General features: G+C 65.6%; 17 protein-coding genes and 1 pseudogene. 4 read left to right on the top strand and 14 right to left on the bottom strand.

Going from position 1 to position 18005, the window contains the following annotated elements; genetic code table 11:
• Positions 1-41 precede the first annotated feature (41 nt).
• The gene (locus LRS08_RS15025) at positions 42-2573 is read left to right on the top strand and encodes a TonB-dependent receptor (RefSeq protein ID WP_260480891.1); all 2532 of its coding nucleotides are present in this window, start codon (positions 42-44) and stop codon (positions 2571-2573) included.
• Entirely contained in the window at positions 2573-4678 is a 2106-nt protein-coding gene (locus LRS08_RS15030) for an Atxe2 family lasso peptide isopeptidase (RefSeq protein ID WP_257842919.1), read from the top strand. The genes LRS08_RS15025 and LRS08_RS15030 overlap by 1 nt, the downstream gene beginning before the upstream one ends.
• Positions 4679-4693: 15 nt before the next feature.
• Here LRS08_RS15030 and LRS08_RS15035 read toward each other — a convergent pair whose 3' ends face one another.
• The 7 genes and pseudogenes from LRS08_RS15035 to LRS08_RS15065 form a co-directional block, all read right to left on the bottom strand.
• A complete protein-coding gene (locus LRS08_RS15035; RefSeq protein ID WP_260480892.1) occupies positions 4694-6400 on the bottom strand; it encodes an asparagine synthetase B family protein in 1707 nt (568 codons plus the stop codon).
• Positions 6397-7044 (bottom strand): lasso peptide biosynthesis B2 protein, encoded by a 648-nt coding sequence (locus LRS08_RS15040; RefSeq protein ID WP_257842916.1) that lies wholly within the window; start codon positions 7042-7044, stop codon positions 6397-6399. The genes LRS08_RS15035 and LRS08_RS15040 overlap by 4 nt, the downstream gene beginning before the upstream one ends.
• A gap of 48 nt (positions 7045-7092) precedes the next feature.
• Positions 7093-7221 (bottom strand): benenodin family lasso peptide, encoded by a 129-nt coding sequence (locus LRS08_RS15045; RefSeq protein ID WP_260480893.1) that lies wholly within the window; start codon positions 7219-7221, stop codon positions 7093-7095.
• Positions 7222-7331: 110 nt separating this feature from the next.
• The gene (locus LRS08_RS15050) at positions 7332-7955 is read right to left on the bottom strand and encodes a GntR family transcriptional regulator (protein ID WP_257842914.1); all 624 of its coding nucleotides are present in this window, start codon (positions 7953-7955) and stop codon (positions 7332-7334) included.
• A pseudogene (locus LRS08_RS15055) lies at positions 7952-8861 on the bottom strand (phytanoyl-CoA dioxygenase family protein). The gene LRS08_RS15050 and the pseudogene LRS08_RS15055 overlap by 4 nt, the downstream one beginning before the upstream one ends.
• Positions 8862-8871: 10 nt before the next feature.
• Entirely contained in the window at positions 8872-9486 is a 615-nt protein-coding gene (locus tag LRS08_RS15060; protein ID WP_308222950.1) for an acyl-homoserine-lactone synthase, read from the bottom strand.
• A gap of 79 nt (positions 9487-9565) precedes the next feature.
• Positions 9566-10306 (bottom strand): LuxR family transcriptional regulator, encoded by a 741-nt coding sequence (locus LRS08_RS15065; protein WP_257842913.1) that lies wholly within the window; start codon positions 10304-10306, stop codon positions 9566-9568.
• 256 nt (positions 10307-10562) lie between these two features.
• On the opposite strand from LRS08_RS15065, the gene LRS08_RS15070 reads away from it, so the two are divergent.
• Entirely contained in the window at positions 10563-11420 is an 858-nt protein-coding gene (locus LRS08_RS15070; protein WP_257842912.1) for a transcriptional regulator domain-containing protein, read from the top strand.
• Positions 11421-11445: 25 nt separating this feature from the next.
• Here the strand turns inward: LRS08_RS15070 and LRS08_RS15075 are convergent, their stop codons facing one another.
• From LRS08_RS15075 to LRS08_RS15100, 6 genes are all read right to left on the bottom strand, one after another.
• Positions 11446-11748, bottom strand: coding sequence for a hypothetical protein (locus LRS08_RS15075; RefSeq protein WP_257842911.1), 303 nt, complete (start codon positions 11746-11748; stop codon positions 11446-11448).
• A 102-nt stretch (positions 11749-11850) separates the two neighbouring features.
• Positions 11851-12363 (bottom strand): MarR family transcriptional regulator, encoded by a 513-nt coding sequence (locus LRS08_RS15080; protein WP_257842910.1) that lies wholly within the window; start codon positions 12361-12363, stop codon positions 11851-11853.
• Between the two features lie 2 nt (positions 12364-12365).
• Entirely contained in the window at positions 12366-12857 is a 492-nt protein-coding gene (locus LRS08_RS15085; RefSeq protein ID WP_257842909.1) for a RadC family protein, read from the bottom strand.
• Between the two features lie 62 nt (positions 12858-12919).
• Entirely contained in the window at positions 12920-13486 is a 567-nt protein-coding gene (locus LRS08_RS15090; protein WP_257842908.1) for a hypothetical protein, read from the bottom strand.
• A gap of 33 nt (positions 13487-13519) precedes the next feature.
• Positions 13520-13879 carry a hypothetical protein gene (locus tag LRS08_RS15095; protein ID WP_260480894.1) on the bottom strand — a complete coding sequence of 120 codons (360 nt, stop codon included), beginning with the start codon at positions 13877-13879 and terminating at the stop codon, positions 13520-13522.
• Positions 13880-13915: 36 nt separating this feature from the next.
• Positions 13916-14476 carry a LuxR C-terminal-related transcriptional regulator gene (locus LRS08_RS15100; RefSeq protein WP_260480895.1) on the bottom strand — a complete coding sequence of 187 codons (561 nt, stop codon included), beginning with the start codon at positions 14474-14476 and terminating at the stop codon, positions 13916-13918.
• Between the two features lie 719 nt (positions 14477-15195).
• Here LRS08_RS15100 and LRS08_RS15105 point away from each other — a divergent pair.
• A complete protein-coding gene (locus LRS08_RS15105; protein WP_257842905.1) occupies positions 15196-16377 on the top strand; it encodes an aromatic ring-hydroxylating oxygenase subunit alpha in 1182 nt (393 codons plus the stop codon).
• A 154-nt stretch (positions 16378-16531) separates the two neighbouring features.
• Here LRS08_RS15105 and LRS08_RS15110 read toward each other — a convergent pair whose 3' ends face one another.
• A complete protein-coding gene (locus LRS08_RS15110) occupies positions 16532-17803 on the bottom strand; it encodes an amino acid permease (RefSeq protein WP_260480896.1) in 1272 nt (423 codons plus the stop codon).
• Positions 17804-18005 lie beyond the last annotated feature (202 nt).

Below are 18005 nucleotides of genomic sequence, written 5' to 3' on the forward strand. Positions count from 1 at the left end.
CCCGGATCAACGGGTCTGCGAGGGGAGACACGATGATGGCGATGGCAACATATCGAACCGGAACGGCGCTTGCGGCGATCCTGATGGCGCAACCGGTGTTGGCGCAGCAGGCCGAGTCCGCGCGCGACTATGCGCTTCCCACGCAGGATCTGGCTGCGGCGCTGCGCGCATTCTCGACCATCTCCGGGCGCGAGGTCATCGCTTCGGCCGAGCTGGTCGCGGGCAAACGCAGCGGAGCGGTCACCGGTCGGTTGGACGCCACCGACGCGCTGGCGCGGTTGCTCGCCGGTACCGGTCTGCATGCCCAACTGGTCGATGGCGCCTTCATCCTGCGTCACGCTCAGACCGAAGCTGCACCTGTCGGCGAGGACGTCGTCATCACCGGTTCGCGGATCCGCGGCGCGCCGGTCGCCGCGCCGGTGATCGCGCTCGACGCAGAGACGATGCGCAATGCAGGGCAGGCGACGCTCGCCGACGCGCTGCGCGCCATCCCCCAGAATTTCGGGGGTGGCCAGAATCCGGGGGTCGGGTTCAACGTCCCCGCAGCGAGTGGGGTCAATGTCGGCGGAGGATCGTCGATCAACCTGCGCGGGCTGGGCAGCGACGCCACGCTGACCCTGCTCAACGGGCATCGGCTGCCCTACAGCGCCTCGCGCCAGAGCATCGATATTTCGGGGATCCCGCTCGGCGCGATCGATCGGGTCGAGATTGTCGCCGACGGGGCCTCGGCGCTCTACGGCTCGGACGCGGTCGCCGGGGTCGCCAACATCATCCTCAAGCGCGACACTTCCGGGATCGAGACGCGGGCGCGGCTCGGAGCCTCGACCGATGGCGGCGCGTTCCGCCAGCTCTACGGCCTCACCGGTGGCAGCCGATGGGGCGGGGGCGGACTGCTTATCGCCTATGAATATGGCCACGACGAACCGCTGCTCGCACGCCAGCGCGACTACGCAAGCGGTAGCGATCCCGAGCTGACCTATCTGCCCGAGATGGAGCGGCACAGCCTGGTCGTGAGCGGGCACCAGGCGATCGGTCCCGATCTCGAACTGGCGTTCGACGGCTTCTACAACTGGCGCTGGAGCCGCTCGCGCTTCCTTGCCAGCGCGACGTCGCGTTCGGAAAACCCGGCGACCTCGGAGGGCTTTGCGCTGGCACCGAGCCTGCGGCTCGCGCTCGGCGACTGGCAGTCCAAGCTGATTGCAAGCTATGGCGAGGACCATGTCACCTATGTGACCGACAGCTTCACGCTGGCCGGCGTTCCGACGACATCGAGCACCAACATCTATCGCAATCGTTCGTCTTCGGTCGAACTCAACGCCGATGGTGCCTTGTTCGCGCTCCCCGGCGGTGACGCGAAACTCGCGATCGGTGCGGGATATCGCGACAATCGCTTCGAGAATTACCGGGGCGTCGGCAGCCTGTCGAACATCGCGCGCAGCCAGGACAGCGTGTTCGCCTATGGCGAACTGAGCCTGCCGCTGATCGGCCCGGCGAGCGGCGTGCCGCTGGTCGACCGGCTGCACCTCACCGCGGCGCTGCGCTACGAGCGCTATCCCGGCCTCGACAGCGTTGCGACCCCGCGGCTCGGGCTGGTCTACGCGCCGATTCCCGATCTCGAGCTCAAGGCGAGCTGGGGGCGTTCGTTCCGCGCGCCGACCTTCTTCCAGCGCTATCAGCTCCAGACCGTCTATCTCGCGCCGCCCTCGATCTTCGGCGGGAGCGGCGCGCCGGCTGGATCGACCGTGCTCTATGCGGCCGGCGGCAATGATGCGCTGCGCCCCGAGCGCGCGACCAGCCTCAGCGCCACCCTCGTCGTCAAGCCGCGCGCAGTACCGGGGCTGCGGGTCGAGGCTTACTATTTCAACGTCCGCTATCGCGACCGGATTGTCGCGCCGATCACTTTTCTCTCACAGGCGCTGTCCAACCCGATCTATCGCGACCGGATCACGCTCACCCCGTCGGCGGCGACCCAGGCGGGGCTGATTGCGGGTGCAGGCGAGTTTCTGAACCTGACCGCCACGCCCTATGATCCCAGCCGGGTCATCGCGATCGTCGACAATGCCAATTTCAACGCGGCGCGCCAGACCGTGCGCGGGGTCGATCTGCTCGCCAGCTATCGGACCGAACTCGGCCCCGACCAGGCGCTGCGCTTCATCCTCAACACCAGCTATATCGAGAGTGACCAGCAACTGAGCGCTAACCAGCCGGTGCTGCCGCTCGCGGGCCTGATCTTCAATCCGCCCCACTGGCGCGCACGCGCGACCTTGGGCTGGACCAGGGGCGATCTGAACCTCGAAGCCGCGCTCGACCATGTCGGCGAGGTCGAGGACCGACGCCGCACGCCGACCCGGATCGTCGGGTCGATGACCAGCTTCGACCTCACCGCGCGCTACCGGACCCCGGAGGGTTCGGGCCTGCTTGGGGGCATCGACCTCACGCTGTCGGCGGCGAACCTGTTCAACGCCAAGCCCGCGCCGATCGCGACGACGCTCCCTTATGATGCGCCGTACGATTCGACCAACTATTCGCCGCTCGGGCGTCACCTCAGCATCGGGATCGCCAGGAAATGGTGATGCGTTTCCCGCGAAGCACGCAGCGTGCGGCACTGCTGGTCGCGGGCCTGCTCGCGACCACGAGCGCGCATGCCGCCTGCACCGATCTCCTGCCGTCGCCGGAGGCGGCGGCAGGAAAGATGCGCAACGTCACTGCGCAGGATCTGATCGAACTGCGCGATATCGGTCAGCCCGATGCTGCGATCATGCTCCCCGAAAGCCCGCTCGCAGTCTCGCCCGACGGCAGAGAGATTGCCTTCGCGATCAACCGTGCCGACATTACCGGTAATGGCTATTGCCGGGGTCTGGTCGTCATGCCCGTCGCCGGCGGTGCGCCGCGGCTGGTCGATCGGGGCGGCGAACTGATCACCGCGACCGGGGTGCGCCGCGGGCTGGTCGAGCGCGGCGGTTTCCCCGAGCTGATCGTGCCGATCTGGTCGCCCGACGGGCAATGGGTCGCCTATCTGCGGCGCGACAAGGGCGTGACCCGGGTGTGGCGGGCGCATCGCGACGGTGGGCGGGCGATGCCGGTCTCGCCCGCCGACCATGACGCCGAGGCCTTTGCCTGGTCGGCCGATGGTCAGCGCATCCTCTATGCAACGCGCCCCGGCTATGCCGCGCAGCGCGAGGCGATCGCGCAGGAGGGCAGATCGGGCTGGATCTATGACCGGCGCTTCGTCCCCAATTGGGGGATGTATCCCCAGGAAACCGGGCCCGTGCCCGTCGAGATCGACGCCATCACGCTTGTCTCTGGACATATCGTTGCGGCGAGCGGTGACGAGCGCGCGCGCGTGCGCACCACCGAGAGCCGCTACAGTGATCGCGCAACCGGGACGGCCTCTGCTGCTGGCTGGCGGGCGGGGACGCGGCTGACCGGCACCTCGCCGATCAGCCCGCTCGAACTGTGGACCGCGCCGCCCGGCGGCGTGCCCAGGGCCTGCGCTGCCCCGGCATGCCGCGGCTCGATCACCGGCAGCTGGTGGTCGGGCGACGGCGCCACGCTCTGGTTCCTGCGTCGCGAGAGCTGGGCCAAAGGCGAGATGGGCCTCTACCGGCTCGATCCCGAAACGCATGAGGTGACCCGCACGCTCGTCACCAGCGATGTGCTGCAGGGTTGCACGCCGACCGGTCAGGAGCTGCTGTGTCTGCGCGAACATGCCACCAGCCCGCGCAAGCTGGTGGCGATCGACATGGCGAGCGGGCGCTCGCGCCTCGTCTTCGACCCCAACCCGCAGTTCAACAAGATCCGGCTCGGCAAGGTCACAAGGATCAAATGGAAGAACAGCCTCGGGCTCGAGGCGTGGGGCGATCTGGTCCTGCCGCCCGGCCACAGGCCGGGCACGCGCCTCCCGATGGTCGTCGTCCAGTATCATAGCGACGGGTTTCTGCGGGGCGGGACCGGGGACGATTATCCGGTCCATCTGTTTGCCGCGCGCGGCTATGCGGTGCTGAGCTTCGAGCGCCCGACCTATGTCGCGTCGCTCGATCCCTCGATCCGCAGCTATGACGAGGCCAATGCCGCCAATGCCCGCAACTGGGCCGACCGCCGCAATGTCCTGTCCGCGCTCGAGATCGGCGTGAAGATGGCGATCGAGCGCGGGGTCGCCGACCCCAGGCGGATCGGCATTACTGGGCTCAGCGACGGTGCGACCACCACAAGGTTCGCGCTGATCAACACCGACCTGTTCGCAGCAGCTGCGATCAGTACCTGTTGCATGGATCCCAATAGCGTCATGACCTATGGCGGGATTGCGTGGGCGGACAATCTGCGCTCCGAGGGCTATCCCGGCGCGACCGAGGACCGGGCTGAGTTCTGGAAGCCATTTTCGAGCGCGGTCAATGCCGCGCGCCTCGACACACCGCTGCTGATGCAGGTCGCTGACAGCGAGGCACTGCTTGCGCTTGAGACCTTCACCGCGCTGCGCGAGCACAAACAGCCGGTCGAGCTCTATGTGTTCCCCAACGAATATCATTACAAATGGCAGCCCGAACACCGCCGCGCGGTCTATCTGCGTGCGATCGACTGGTTCGACTATTGGCTGCGCGGCATCAGGTCGGAAGATCCAGCCCGCGCCGCCGAGCTCCGACGCTGGGACACGCTGCGCAAGGCGCGCGCGAAGCCATGATCACCGACCCGGACGCTACACCTGCCAGCTGCGCGCCCAGGCCTCGACATCGGCAAGCTGGAGCAGGCGCGCATAGCCATGGCCCCTGATCGGGCCGGACTCGGCCAGCGCAAGTTCGACCGCCTCGCGATCGATCAGCCCCTCGCGGGCGAGCAGGCCGTCGAGCAGCATGGTGCGCAGCAGCGAGCGGTTCGCCTCGAACAGGCGCATCGCAAATGAATCGGGCGTCCCCTTGCTCCGTCGCGCGATCGTCTCAGCGGGCAGGTCCCGCGCAAAGGCGTGCCGTGCCACCGCGCGGTTGTTGCCGCCACGAAACCACCACCAACTGGGAATGCGCAGACAATGCTCGACCAGCGGCTGCGCCATCAATGGCGACAGGAGCGGCAGAGCAATCGCCGGTGCCAGCGGCTCGCGATGATTGGCCATGGCAAGCAGCAGCGCGACATGCGCGACCTTGCCCGGCGGCATGTCATCAGGCGGATCGAGCCAGTGATGCCCGGCCTGCTCGCCCCCGATCGTGCGCAGGTCGGGTGCGAGCAGCCGGGCGTCGGCGGGCAAGGGGTAGCGAAGCGGCCGACGCAGCTGCCGCAATGTGCGCCATGTGACCTCGCCGAGCCCGGCACCGGTCAACTGGCACAGGTCGCGCGCCGCGCCGAGCAATCCGGACCCAATGCCCCCGGCGCGCACCTGGTCGACCAGCGGCCGCACTGACTGCAGGAAGCAGAAGACATTGTCTCCGCCGCCACCGCGAAAGATCGCGCTTGCGCCGCTCAAGCCTGCAGCCTCGAGCGCGATGCGTTCGGATTCCTGCGCGAAGGAGCGGCCGGTCGGGCGTGGCAGATGCGCCGCATTGGACCGGGTGAGATCGACGCCTGTGACCTCGCGATAGACTTCGCGCAGCTGCACCCCGAGATGCGCGGCGACCGCGCGGGCATGGATCCGCTCGTCCCCGGTGGGGTCCTCGGTGACGAAGGTCACGCAGTCGAACCGGACCCCGGCGCGCGCCAGCGCGGCGGCAACGATCGAGGAATCGAGCCCTCCCGAGAGCTGGACGAGGATCGGGGCGAGCTCCGATCCCAGGCGCCCGACACAGTCGATTGCGATCCGCCGCAGCTGGTCTGCGGCGTGCTCGAAATCAGGCGGCGCGCACGCCACGGCGTGATCCCAGGGCGACCAGCAGGTCTCGACGCGTAAAGGCCCAGGCCCGAAAGTCAGTCGCTCTCCGCCCTGGAGCTCGCTGATCCCCGACAGGCAGGTCGCACCGGTGCGCAATTCGCTCCACAGCAAATGGCGCGCGACCCCCTGCCAGTCGACCGCCGGGGGCTGTCCGGCCCATCGCGACAGGAGCGGCATGTCGGAAGCCGCGACGATCAGCCGACCATCGCTCCAGTGATAGCAGCCGAGCTCGCCAAAGGGCGCGCGCAGCAGCGCGGCCCGCCTGCGCCCCATCTCGAGCGCGAGATAATTGCCCCAGTGATGGGTGAGGAGGGTTGCGTGAGATGTATCTGAAAGGGCGCGCGCGTCGCGCGCGAATACCGAACCGATCACGATCCCGTGTGGGTCGTGCCGGATCACCGCGTCGATGGGGCAGAACATCCGGGCTTCGGGGTGATCGAACACCGGACTCAGCTGAGCATCCTGCGCAATCGCGCGCGCATGCGGCAACAGCGCGTCGAGCAGGTCGGATGGACCCGCGAGCAGCAGATAGCGCGGCGCGCTCACAGCACGAGGATCGGCGTAAAGGGCGCAACCGTGTCGCTCCGGTCATTGACCAGCAGCTCGCCGACCTGGACCCAGCAATGTGCCTTGAACGGGCGCAGATGGACCGCGAGGACAAGGTCCGCGCTGTGCCCGCGGTCAACCAGATGATGGGCGAGTGCCAGCGAGCGCGGCAGGCACTGATCGAGCGACGCGGTGATCAGCGCGAGCCTCTCATGGCCCTGCGCCATCGCGGCGATTTCGTCATCGCGTCGAGCAGATTGGCGCATCCTTCGCTTGCGGCCTGCAAAATCGCTGAGCACCGCGCCAAGTCCTGACCGGCGTAGCGCGACTGCGGTTCGGGCGCGGCGGATACCGGCATGGGCGAACGTCACGACGTCGGTGCGGCTCCCGGGCGCGTCGAGCAGGCTGGCGGTGATCCCGACACTTTGGGCTGGCGTCAGCGCGACCGCGTCCGGCCCAATATCGGGCTCGAGCAGACCGACGGTAGCGATTGCGTGGCGCGCGACCGGGTCAGCCGGGTCGCGAAGCAATGCGAGAAATGCGGCCTGCTCACCGGCTGCAAGGCAGAAATAGCGGTCGGCAAGGGTGTCGAGGAACACCGGCTCGCCCGAGGTGATGCAGAAGCTGAGGCCCTTGCGCAGCATAACGAAGATCCGATGGACGCGCGGCAATGCCGCCGCGCGTCCGCTCGATCAGTCGTTGCTGAGACCGGGCTCGAGAATGCCCGCCTGCTCGTCCTTGAACGGGCCGACGGGACCCTTGGTCTCGACGCTGGCGGCGCCGAGATCGACGATCGGTGCGTGTTCGATGCGTTCCATCATCAGTCTCCTTGCTTGCTGCCAGGAGGGGCAGCATCGTGAAGGCTGAGCGCGGTGGCCGACTATACCTACTTTATACGGGCACAATTCGACGATTGTTTGGCTGGGCGGGTTCAATCGCCCTCGCGTGGACGCAGCTGCTCGGCGATCGCCGGGACGAGGCGGAGCCGGTTGCGATGAAACGCGTCGCTGAGGCGACGCGCAGACGAGAATTCGGCCTGGGCGACCGCGCGGTGCAACGCTTCGAGCTCGCCGCGCGGATCGCTGAGCAGGCCCATTTCGATCAGTCGCACGCGGTGAAACCGTGCATTGATCGCATCGATCGCGGCGAGATGCTCGCGGTTGGCGGAGTGCAGGGCGATCCAGTTGAACAGCTGCGCAACCTGCCCGGCATAGCCGCCGCCTGTATCGAGAGTCGGGGCAGGTGGCGGGCGCGGGCCAGTGTGCCGCTGGCCGGCGGCCCGCAGCGCGAGGCCGACGACCTCGCTGCTCCAGCCATAGAGATCGCGCAGCCCGGCTTCGCTGACGAGGGGCTGGCGGAATCCCTCATGCTGCCAGCTCTCGATCAGCCGCTCTCCGGTCAGCTGGTGGAGCGCGTCGCGCACCGGCGTGACGCTTGCGACATGCTCGCTCGCGAGCCGGGCGGGATCGAGCCGCTCACCCGGCGCGAAGTCGCCGGCAAGGATCCGCGCCTTGAGCGCGGTATAGACCCGCCGCATCGTTTCGCCCGGGCTCATCGCGAGGCGCCACCCGCCGCCCGGTAGCGCATTTGCCCTGCAACATGCGCATCGAGCAGCGCCGCCTGGTCGGGGCGCAGCGCATCGATCGCACCAATCCGGTCGGGGACGCTGTCGCGCAGCAGGATCGAGGGGCATTGACCCTCGAAATTGCCGAGATTGGGGCGATGCTGGCGATAGCCGACCAATCCGGCGAGCTCGGGCGCAAAGCCGCGCGCGACTGGAGGCGGGTAGGCGAGCCACTGGTTTTCATAGGGTTTGAGCCAGCCAAGGCAGTAGCTGATGATCAGCGCGCGCCGCGGCAGCGCACTCACATTGCCACCGGCGCCGTGCAACGTGGAGCCAAGAAACACGATCGCGTCGCCCGGATCGCATTCGGCGACAATCGGCATGCCCGGCGCGCACGCTTCGATTGCGGCGGCACCGTGCGACCCGGGCCATATCAGCGTCGCGCCATTCTCCTGCCGAAAGGGGGTGAGGGGCCAGATGACGTTGACCAGATATTCGATCGCGCCGACCGGCCCGCGCCACATGTCCTGATCGCGATGCGGGAACTGGGGGGAGGGCACCGGGGTGGATTTCGATGGCCTGGGTGAGGTTGAGCTGGAGGTTATCGCACCAGGGCAGCAGAGCTGCTTCGGCCAGTCCGACGATCTCGGGACTGAGCACCAGTTTCTGTATTGAGGGAGAGCGGGCCAGCAATCGCCCGAACCGCTTGGTGCGCTCGCCATAGAATCCACCCGCGCAGAAGGGGGTGGCCTCGAAATCGTCGGAGAGATCCGTGCCGACCGCATCGATCAGCGCCGCGGGGACCGCATTGCGCAGCAGGGCGAAGCCCTGATGGTGCAGCCGCTGTGCGGCGCAGTCGCCGCTATTGTGCACATCGTGCGTGGGATGCGTTGCCATAGCTGCCCCCTCATGCCGCGCTGGACTGGAGGGCAGCATCGGCATCGCCATGGATGCCGTTTCGCGCGAGCAGCGCGAGCGTATCGGCGTCGATATCGATCCGAAGTGCGCCGAGCTGCTGACGCCCACAGATTTTGGGATCACCGAGCATCGACGCCCGCCAGCCAAAGCCCAGGATCTGGCGCAGCCAGGGCAGTTCGGCGACCCCGGTATAGGTCGTGATACCGGTGCCGAGCGCATAGCGGGCGATCTCCCGGACGAGCGTGTCGCGTGCGGCACGCCGGGCCGGCGCGCGAAGGTCGCGTGACAGGCAGAAGCGGGTAATCTCGAACACGTCGCTGCCTGACGGGGGCGGGGTATCGCAAAGCTGCGGGAACAGCGTGGTCAGGATGCCGGGATGTTCGGTGGGCAACAGCCGCGCCGAGGCGAGGTGGCGCCGACGCGCATCGGTGAGGATGAGATAGGTGGCGCGGGCATTGTCGAACTGATCGACCTCGAAGCGGCCGGCGAGCGCCGGCAGGTCCCAGCCGAGCAGGTCGATGAACACCTGCTTGCGCGCCTCGAACATGGCGCGCAGCACGACGCGCTCCTGCATCCGGTTCTGATTGGTGATGATGAGCATCATGGGACAGGCTCCTTGGGTGAAGGGAGCAAGCCCAAAAGCAGGTGAGGCCGGAGCGGCCCATTCCAAGAAATGAGGGTTGTCAGCGCACCAGATCTGTGAAGCTCAGCGCGCCGTCATAGAGAGCCCGGACGGTCAGCATCGAGCGGGTCGGCGCGTCATAGCGCGCACGCGCATTGCGCAGATGCTCGATCACCGTCGCCTGGCTGACACCGAGGATTTGCGCGATCTCCCAATCGGTCTTGCCGCGCCCGACCCACAGGATGCACTCGATCTGACGGTCGGTCAGCGTCGGTGGCGACAGGATCGTCCGCTTGACGGCGAGCCGGCGTCCGGTTTCGAACAGCCATTGTCCGGCAATCTGCGCGAGCGCGATACGCTCCTCTGCAAGACGGTCACCGGCGCGGCATGCAAAGGAGCAGGAGCCCAACACCTCTCCGGGGACATTGCCCGGAACCGTGAAACCTTCGCCGATGCCATGTTGCACAGCGTGCGCGAGGACATGATGGTCGCGTTTGGAAAGGTGGATCAGCTCCTCGATCCTCGACCAGCGAAAGCCGAAGGCAGTCGCATGACTGGCCCGGTGGATCGGGTCGGTCGGACCCAGCCCATTGGAGTTGAACCAGGTCTCCCAGTCCCGCGGGTAGTTATGCAGGCGTACGGCCTGTCGGTCGGCGCTCGGAAAATCGACATGATGGGTGAGCGCGAAATAGTGAAAGCCAAGCCGTTCGGTTGTCTCGACCAGCGCATCGGAGAGCGAGGAAAGACTGTCGACCGACTGAAGCGAATGCAGAATATCCTGCGCGGCGTGAAACGACGGCATGCCCTGACGGCCCGCGACCAGCCGATGGACTCAAGCCAGCGTCTGCCGCCGCCCCTCAAGTCACCCTTCCCATGGCTCCCAATACCGGGTCGGACGACACTGGACCGCATGCACAAGGGCGGGGAGCCATCGTGCACAAGGGGCAGCCTACCCAAAGTGATTGATATTTTGAAAATATATTCTGCCTATTCTCGACCCTCGCGCGATGAGCGCTGCTCCCCGCGCGCCGGACGGTGCCGATGCGAGGGTTGCGGCCGTGACGAAAGCAAGCGACGATCAAGATAGGAATGGGGCCCGGATCGACCCGGCTTGCTCGGGGCGCACCGGTTGTGAGGAGCAGGTCGACCCGACCGAATCCTGCATCGACATCGATTGGCGCGATCGCACAGCCTATGCCTATCTCGATGGTGCCGATCGCAGGATGTTCGGATGGGAGTGGCTGCGCCGCAGTCGCCCCTATCGCGAAAGCTGGCGGCGGCACCATCGCCGCCCGAGCGATCGCCCGGCAATTCACGCCGCGCGGAATTTTGCGCTTGTTGCGCTTGTTGACCCCCGATTCGATGCGCGCGACGCGCGCCCGGTCTGGATGACCGGACAGGACACCAGATGTCTGAACGCGGCCGCCCGCTCTCCCCAGCGGGACGATGATCTGTTCGATATCTCCAAACTCTCAAACTGTGCCAGCGTGACCGTCGATCAGGACGGAGACGAACATTGGAGCTTCAGCGACGGTCGCTGGCTGCTGAGGCTCGATATCGTCGACGGGACGTTGCTGGGTGGCCCGGCCGATCTGAGCTTCAGGATCGATGGCCTGGCGCGCCTCAATCCGCAGATCGATCCGCTGCAGACGCTCGCCCACCTGGTCGCGGAGCGGATGCGTGCCCCGCCAGACGTGCCGCACGTGCGTACCGAGCGCTGGATCAGCGAGCTGCGTACCGCCGACGCGCTCGATCAGGGCGCCACGCATCGCATGATTGGCGAAGCGCTGTTTGGCGCGGAGCATGCAATCGACTGGCGGCGCGACAGCGATGCATATCGGCTTCGCGTCCAGCGGCTGACCCGGGTTGCCCGAGCGAGACGGGCGAACTGGACGGCACCCGAGTGGCTGGACTAGCTGCGCCGCAGGCGCGGACTACGGGTCAATGGCGGCCGGCTGTAACGGGCGCGATCCGTGCATGCTTTGCTTCGGCGAGAAACATTCCGAGGACCGCCAGCACATCGTCAAGAATAGCGTCCTCGGCGGCCGGCGCCTGAACGATCTCGTCCGCCATGATGTCCGCGACGAGCTTCATGAGTCCGCCAATGGTTGCGAAGCTGCGGATAAACTCGTCCTGCATCGAGCCGCTGCCTGCAGCGCGGATGTGCGATGTGGCGTTTCGCGCTGCGCAGTACGCCTCCTGCAGCAGAAACTCATGCAGGCGAGCGGCTTCAGCCTTATGCATGGAAATTGTCTAGACAATTGAGGCGGTGGGGCGCCAATCTGGCGGCGGTGCTGGAACTCTGCGTGTAAGGTGGGGCGCTGTCCTGGCTTGTTATACCCCGCGTCATTCGCCGACGCTCGCGTCGGCGACATCGATCGACGGATAGCCGACGCGTCCAAGCAGCACCTCGCTGATATAGCAATGGATTGCCTGATGCGCTTCCGGAGCGAGGCGCAGATAGGTGCGCCGCCGATCACCGGGGTCGCGTTCGCGGTAGATGAGCTCACGGGCCTCGAGGACGGATACCCAGCGGAGCGCGGTCGTTGGCGGCACATCGGCCGCAATGCACGCGCTCGAAATCGAGACGTTGAGCTGCTCGTTCCAGGCGATGAACAGGTCGAGCAGTATGTCCCAGCCTGCCTCGCCGAACATGCTCTCAATGCCTTCGAAATAGCGACCGCGCTGCCGACGACGCCAATAGAGTTGCTTGGCCGCGTGGGTAACCTCGTCATCACGGGTCATCGGCTTTGACGACCCCGTGCGAGCAGCACGCCGAAGCGTGCTGACCAGCTCCTCCAGCCGGTCGGCGGCCTCGGCATCGCGTTTACGCGCTTCGGGGCTTCGGGTGAGCTGCATGTTCATGTGAAATCCCCCCGGGCACGCAGGCTGATGCAATGCGCCCCTGCAATGATGAGATGGTCGTGGAGCGTGATGTCGAGATGGCGCGCCGCTTCGGCGACGCGGCGGGTGAACTGGATGTCCCGCTCGCTGGGGATGGCGTTCCCGCCGGGATGGTTGTGCACAAGGATGATCGCAACCGCGTCCAGTTCGAGCGCGCGGTTCAGCACCGCACGCGGCCGCACTGAGATGCCGTTGGCCTCGCCATGGGTGATCGGCTCATCGGCGATCAGCCGGTTGCCGCTGTCGAGCAAGAGAATCCGAAGATGTTCTGTGGTGCAGTCCCCAAGCGTTGCGACCAGATATTGGCGGAGCGAGTCGCCGCTGGCGCAAACAGGCGCATCGATAATGCGATCGCGCAGGCTGTGCGCGAGCAGCGCACGATGCGCATCGAGGAGAGAGACGACCTCCTCGCAGGTCTCACGCGCGATCCTGCTCGACGATGCGCACATGACGCCGCCCAAGGACGCGAAGCGCGCGACGAGGCGAGCGGCATAGGGACCCGCGGTTCCGCCTAGCGGCGCAAGGAGCTTCTCCAGGAGGCGGGTATCACGTTCCGCGCGTGCGGCAGGCGATGCCGGCGTGTGGCGATAATCAGCAGAATCAGCATGCCATATGACCACATCACTGCCATCGCGACATAGACTACCGGGTGGATCCCCACATTCAGCGCCTTGGCGGCATGTGCGCCGAGCGAGAGCAGCTGGAAAGCCGAGAGACATGCCGTCCAGACCCTAGCCGCGCGAAGCGTGACAATGACGAAGGCAACGAACGTCGCGCCGTCGACGATGAAGTGGGTCGGGTCGACCTGCGCCACCCGATGCTCGAAAAGCAGGTGGAGCAGCGGATCGATCAGGAGTCCCAGAAGGATGATCACCCCGATCTGGCACTCGGGCGTGTCGCCGCAGCGAACAGCAAAGCTGCAGGCGAAGGCCGCGAGACCCAGATAGAAGGCGCTGCGCGCGATCCCTGCCCAGACCTCGAGCGGGCCGTAGCTTGCGAACGCCCAGCTCAGCGTCACCGAATAATAGATCGCGGCTGCAATCGTCGTCACGGCGGCGATGAGAAGGGCGAAGCGCATGCATGATCGAAGAACCTGTTTGGGGGCTTGCCGTCAACCGTTGACGACGCTGAGCTGCGGTCGATCCGCATCCGCAATGGTCGCCGCGCGGTTCTGGACATTCTCGCGGGTGAGGGGGTGGGTGTCGCCATTTGCGAGGGTGCGATACTGCTCCTCGAACCGGCCATGCGCGCGCAGCACCATGCTGCCCGAGCGGATCGTATGCGAAAGCGCCTGCTGGAGTATCAGCACGGTCGGCTGTGCTTCAGCAGGCAACATCCCGATGGCGCGGCGCTTGGCCACCGTCCCGGCAATCAATGTGGCGACTGCAGCGGTTGCGTCCTCGATCGCCTCTTCGGCCGCGAGGATCATCGGCGAGAGTTCTGCGGCTACATCGTGAATCTGTTCGGACATGCAGCATCTCCTCCGCAACGCGGAAGAGCGCTGCGGCTAGGGGTTGGTCGATCGGTAGGAAGGCAGGTGCTTGTCGGCCCAGGCGCTGGCGCGTTCTCCGACCACCAGCAACGTCACGAGGACGCACAGCGTGACAAATGCGATGACCGGGATCAGCCAGAGCATCGTGGCGGGCTTCAGCGCATGTCTGGTCTCCATTGCCGAAGGGCGAAGCGGATCGGACAGCAACTCGAATGGTGCGACATAGGAAGCCTGAGCCTCCGCGACGCCGTCCTCGATCATGTGATCCTGGCGATCCGGTGGCCCGATGTCTGCTGGCAGATAGCTGAGGGCTGCAAGCGGCTGCGCTTCATATACGAACCGTTCGTATGGGCCCGGCACGTGGCTCATCACCCAGCGTGCCGCCTCGTTGCGGCTAGGGAGGTCCAAGCGCTGCATCGCCCGCTCGATCTGCGCATCGATCGCGTAGCTGGTCACGCCCTGCAGGCGCGCGATCTCTTTCGAGCTGAGATTACATTGGACGAGACGCAGGGTCGCAACCTGCTTGGAAGACAGGAGGGGTTTCTTGCCGGGCGAAGGTGACGAGCCGCTGGACATGATCGCGCATAGTTAACGCGCCGTTCCAATCCTGCCAGATTCGATTTCAACTGCCAGATATAGCTTCCGCGCGTGCCTTGCTGAGCAAAGTGGAGGCAGAAGTGGGCCCAGCCCTCGTGAAGATGCGGGCCGCAGTATGACCTATATTTGCGATCGGATCGCTCACGCAGCATTGCGATGAGCGACCTGATCCCGGGGGCGGCACCCCGTACGCGGGTAACTGGGTGGCGCACAATCAATCGCGAATCAGCGGTGCGCGCTGGAGCGGAGCAGCATAGTTTCGGTGGCCCCGGATGTGAGTCCGGGCCAAGAACTCACATTGTGTCTTTTTGGAGTGACATTTTTGCCACGGGCATGTCTGGGGCCATTGAAATATTATTGCTAAACATTTCCGTTTATAATCAGATACTTGATAGCATTCTTCGGTAACGGCCAGGGGCACCAGAGCTTCATTTCACGACATCCTGTAAAGTCTAAAAACCGCAGAAATCTAACAGGCGGGTGTGACCTGCGCCTGGCGAGTGCCCCCGGGGTTGGAGTGGCCGTCAGAGTCCCTGTCGAAAGCCGATCAGGTGGCGGTCAAGACTGCGGGGCTGCCTTCGCAGTCGGAAGGCTCTCGCCCGATCCTTTCCCACGAATGCGGAGGAGGGCTAAGTGAGAACGATCCTGTATCGCACGCGCTGCCGTTACACGATCGTATAACAAGTGGGGATCCGATGATGGCGCATCGCTTTGCAGACGTTTCCGGCGCTGACCCTGACGATAATCTGAGCCTGCCCGGCTGGCTTTACACCGACCCCGAATATTTCGAGGTCGAGGTCGATCGTGTTCTTCGCCCGTCATGGCAGATCGTCTGCCATGTAAGCGACATCGCGAATGCCGGCGATTACCACACGCTCGACTATCTCGGCGAGAGCGTGATCGCGATCCGTGGCCAGGATGGGGTCGTGCGTGCCTTTGCCAATGTCTGTCGCCACCGCGCGATGCGGCTGGTCGACGGACCGAGCGGCTGCACGAAGAAGCTGGTCTGCCCCTATCACGCATGGTCCTATGAGGTTGACGGGCGACTGACAGGCGTGCCGATGCGGGGGGATTATTCGACGCTGGTCCTCGAAGACAATGGTCTGGCCCCCGTCGAGGTTGAGATCTGGCAGGGGTTTGTGTTCGTTCGACTCACGGATCGCGGTGGGCCTTCAGTTGCTGAAATGATGTCGCCCTATGACACCGAAATCGCGCCCTACCGGTTCGAGGATATGCGGACGATCAGTCCGGAGCGACTGCGGGACCGTGACGTGAACTGGAAGAATGTCGGCGACAATTATTCCGACGGGCTGCACATTCCGGTCGCGCATGTTGGCCTCACCCGCCTGTTCGGCAAGAGCTACGCGATCGAGGCGCAGCCTTGGGTCGACAAGATGTCCGGCTATCTGGCCGACAGCCCGCGGTCGAATTTTTGGGAGGCGATGTACCAGAAGCACCTGCCGCGCGTGGACCATCTGCCCGACACCCATCAGCGGTTGTGGCTTTACTACAAGTTATGGCCAAACCAGGCGTTCGACGTTTATCCCGACCAGATCGACTTCATGCAGTGGCTGCCGACCGGACCGACCAGTTGCGTGCTGCGCGAAATGGCGTTCGCACTGCCGGGTGCGGATCGCACGATGAAGCTGGTTCGCTACGCCAACTGGCGGATCAACCGTGTGGTGAATGCCGAGGATACGTGGCTGATCACCAATGTGCAGCGCGGAATGGCGTCACGCAGCTACACGGTCGGGCCGATCGGCGACAGCGAAGTTTGTCTGCGCAGTTTCGCGCGGAAGATTCGCGGGCTGATCCCGGAGGCCAGGCTGCATCGCGCGCCGGCACCGGGATGGTCGCGGCGGCCACCCAACATCGAATGATTGGAGGCGCGGGGAAGCATGACGCAGAAATACGACGCACTCATCATCGGCGGGCGGGGAAGATCGCCACATTAGATGACGTGGTAATATTGACGGCTGGTGGCGCGGACGATGTGGATTGCGGGGTGGCCAAAGCCACCGTGCCATCTCAGCGTCAAGTCTCCCGCCGCGCCCACCGGTATAGCGGCAACGCCGTCAGCATTAACGCAAGGCTCCACGCGCTAGCCTCGGTCCCTGCGCCCCATAGTGCCCACAGGCAGAAGGGCAGGGCGAGCGCGGCCGGGATGAGGGCGACGCGGCGCACTAGCCCGGCGACGCAGATTGCGAGATAGAACCACAGCGCCGAGGACGTTGTCAGCAGGATCGCGAACTCCATCGCCTTGCTGAGGCTCCGGTCGGCAGTGGACGCGACGAGCAGGGTGGCGAGGATGCTGGCCAACAGCAACCCGACCACCGGCGCATCCTTTGCGTTCACCCGGCCGAACCATGCGGGCAGCAGCCCCGCGCGCGTCATGCCGAGCGGCAGCTCACCCTGCACCAGCACCCAGCAATTGAGCGCGCCTATCGCAGAAATCGCGGCGAAGACCGCGACGAACTTGCCCGCGCCGCTCCCCAGGTAAGTTTCGACGAACAGCGTGAACGGCGCGGTCGACCCGGCGACCTTGTCTGCGGGCAGGTTGAAAGCGATGCCCGTGCCCACCACGACATAGAGCAGACCGACCAGCGCTGTGCCGATCATCGTCGCGCGCAGGATGTTGCGACCGGGATCGCGCACGCGTTCGGCGACCAGCCCCGCCGCTTCGAAGCCGACCAACGGAAATAATGTCAGCGTGACCGCAGCCGTCAGCCCACCATAGCCCGGCCCGGTGCCCGGCCAGACCGGTGCGCTCGCTCGCTCCGATCCGGCGAGCCACAGGACGATGCCGATCACGAAGATCAGCGGCAGAAGCTTCAGCACGGTCGTCGCCACCTGAATCTGCCCCGCCAGCCGCGCACCGGCCATGTTGGTCAGGGTGAACAGCCAGATCAGCCCCGCCGTCGCGATTGCGCTGTTGACGGGACTCGCCACGAACCAGGGCTCCAGCGCGCCGAGATAGCCGACTGCCGACCCGGCGATCGCCGCTACCGCCGTCCAGTTGGAAATCCAGTAGCTCCATCCGACCAGCGCGCCCGTGGTCGGCCCCAGCACCGCGCCGGTGACGGCAACCGCGCTCGTCTGCTCGGGCGTCTGCCGACTGAGCATGGCCATCACATAGCCGATCGCCATTACGCCGGCGATGCTGATGATCCATGCGATCACCGCGATCCAACCATAGGGTGCGATGTACGCGGGCAACTGGAAGATGCCGGCACCTATCATCCCGCCGACCACCATCGCGGTCGCTGTCCACATGCCGAACGGGCGCCTGTCCATGGTCATCTTCATCCCCCGCGCGCAGAATGGTCTGGCGGGGTACCGAAGTAAATCTCAGTAGACCTTGGCGGGTGCTGCGATGCCAATTGGGCAGCCAGCATAGTGCTCCCTGCCGACCCGACAGGGCGACAGGCGCCGATTTGAACCGGTCAAGCGCGGTTATGTCGAGGCGCGCCATTCGTCGAGCGAAGTCATTTCGGAAGGGGACCTCGTC

Source organism: Sphingomonas sp. J315, assembly GCF_024666595.1.
Lineage (GTDB): Bacteria > Pseudomonadota > Alphaproteobacteria > Sphingomonadales > Sphingomonadaceae > Sphingomonas.

Coding starts and splice junctions, on each gene's coding strand:
- LRS08_RS15025 (WP_260480891.1), top strand. CDS start 42: ATGGCAACATATCGAACCGGAACGGCGCTTGCGGCGATCCTGATGGCG.
- LRS08_RS15030 (WP_257842919.1), top strand. CDS start 2,573: ATGCGTTTCCCGCGAAGCACGCAGCGTGCGGCACTGCTGGTCGCGGGC.
- LRS08_RS15040 (WP_257842916.1), bottom strand. CDS start 7,044: ATGCTGCGCAAGGGCCTCAGCTTCTGCATCACCTCGGGCGAGCCGGTG.
- LRS08_RS15045 (WP_260480893.1), bottom strand. CDS start 7,221: ATGATGGAACGCATCGAACACGCACCGATCGTCGATCTCGGCGCCGCC.
- LRS08_RS15050 (WP_257842914.1), bottom strand. CDS start 7,955: ATGAGCCCGGGCGAAACGATGCGGCGGGTCTATACCGCGCTCAAGGCG.
- LRS08_RS15060 (WP_308222950.1), bottom strand. CDS start 9,486: ATGATGCTCATCATCACCAATCAGAACCGGATGCAGGAGCGCGTCGTG.
- LRS08_RS15065 (WP_257842913.1), bottom strand. CDS start 10,306: ATGCCGTCGTTTCACGCCGCGCAGGATATTCTGCATTCGCTTCAGTCG.
- LRS08_RS15075 (WP_257842911.1), bottom strand. CDS start 11,748: ATGCATAAGGCTGAAGCCGCTCGCCTGCATGAGTTTCTGCTGCAGGAG.
- LRS08_RS15080 (WP_257842910.1), bottom strand. CDS start 12,363: ATGCAGCTCACCCGAAGCCCCGAAGCGCGTAAACGCGATGCCGAGGCC.
- LRS08_RS15085 (WP_257842909.1), bottom strand. CDS start 12,857: ATGTGCGCATCGTCGAGCAGGATCGCGCGTGAGACCTGCGAGGAGGTC.
- LRS08_RS15090 (WP_257842908.1), bottom strand. CDS start 13,486: ATGCGCTTCGCCCTTCTCATCGCCGCCGTGACGACGATTGCAGCCGCG.
- LRS08_RS15095 (WP_260480894.1), bottom strand. CDS start 13,879: ATGTCCGAACAGATTCACGATGTAGCCGCAGAACTCTCGCCGATGATC.
- LRS08_RS15100 (WP_260480895.1), bottom strand. CDS start 14,476: ATGTCCAGCGGCTCGTCACCTTCGCCCGGCAAGAAACCCCTCCTGTCT.
- LRS08_RS15105 (WP_257842905.1), top strand. CDS start 15,196: ATGGCGCATCGCTTTGCAGACGTTTCCGGCGCTGACCCTGACGATAAT.
- LRS08_RS15110 (WP_260480896.1), bottom strand. CDS start 17,803: ATGAAGATGACCATGGACAGGCGCCCGTTCGGCATGTGGACAGCGACC.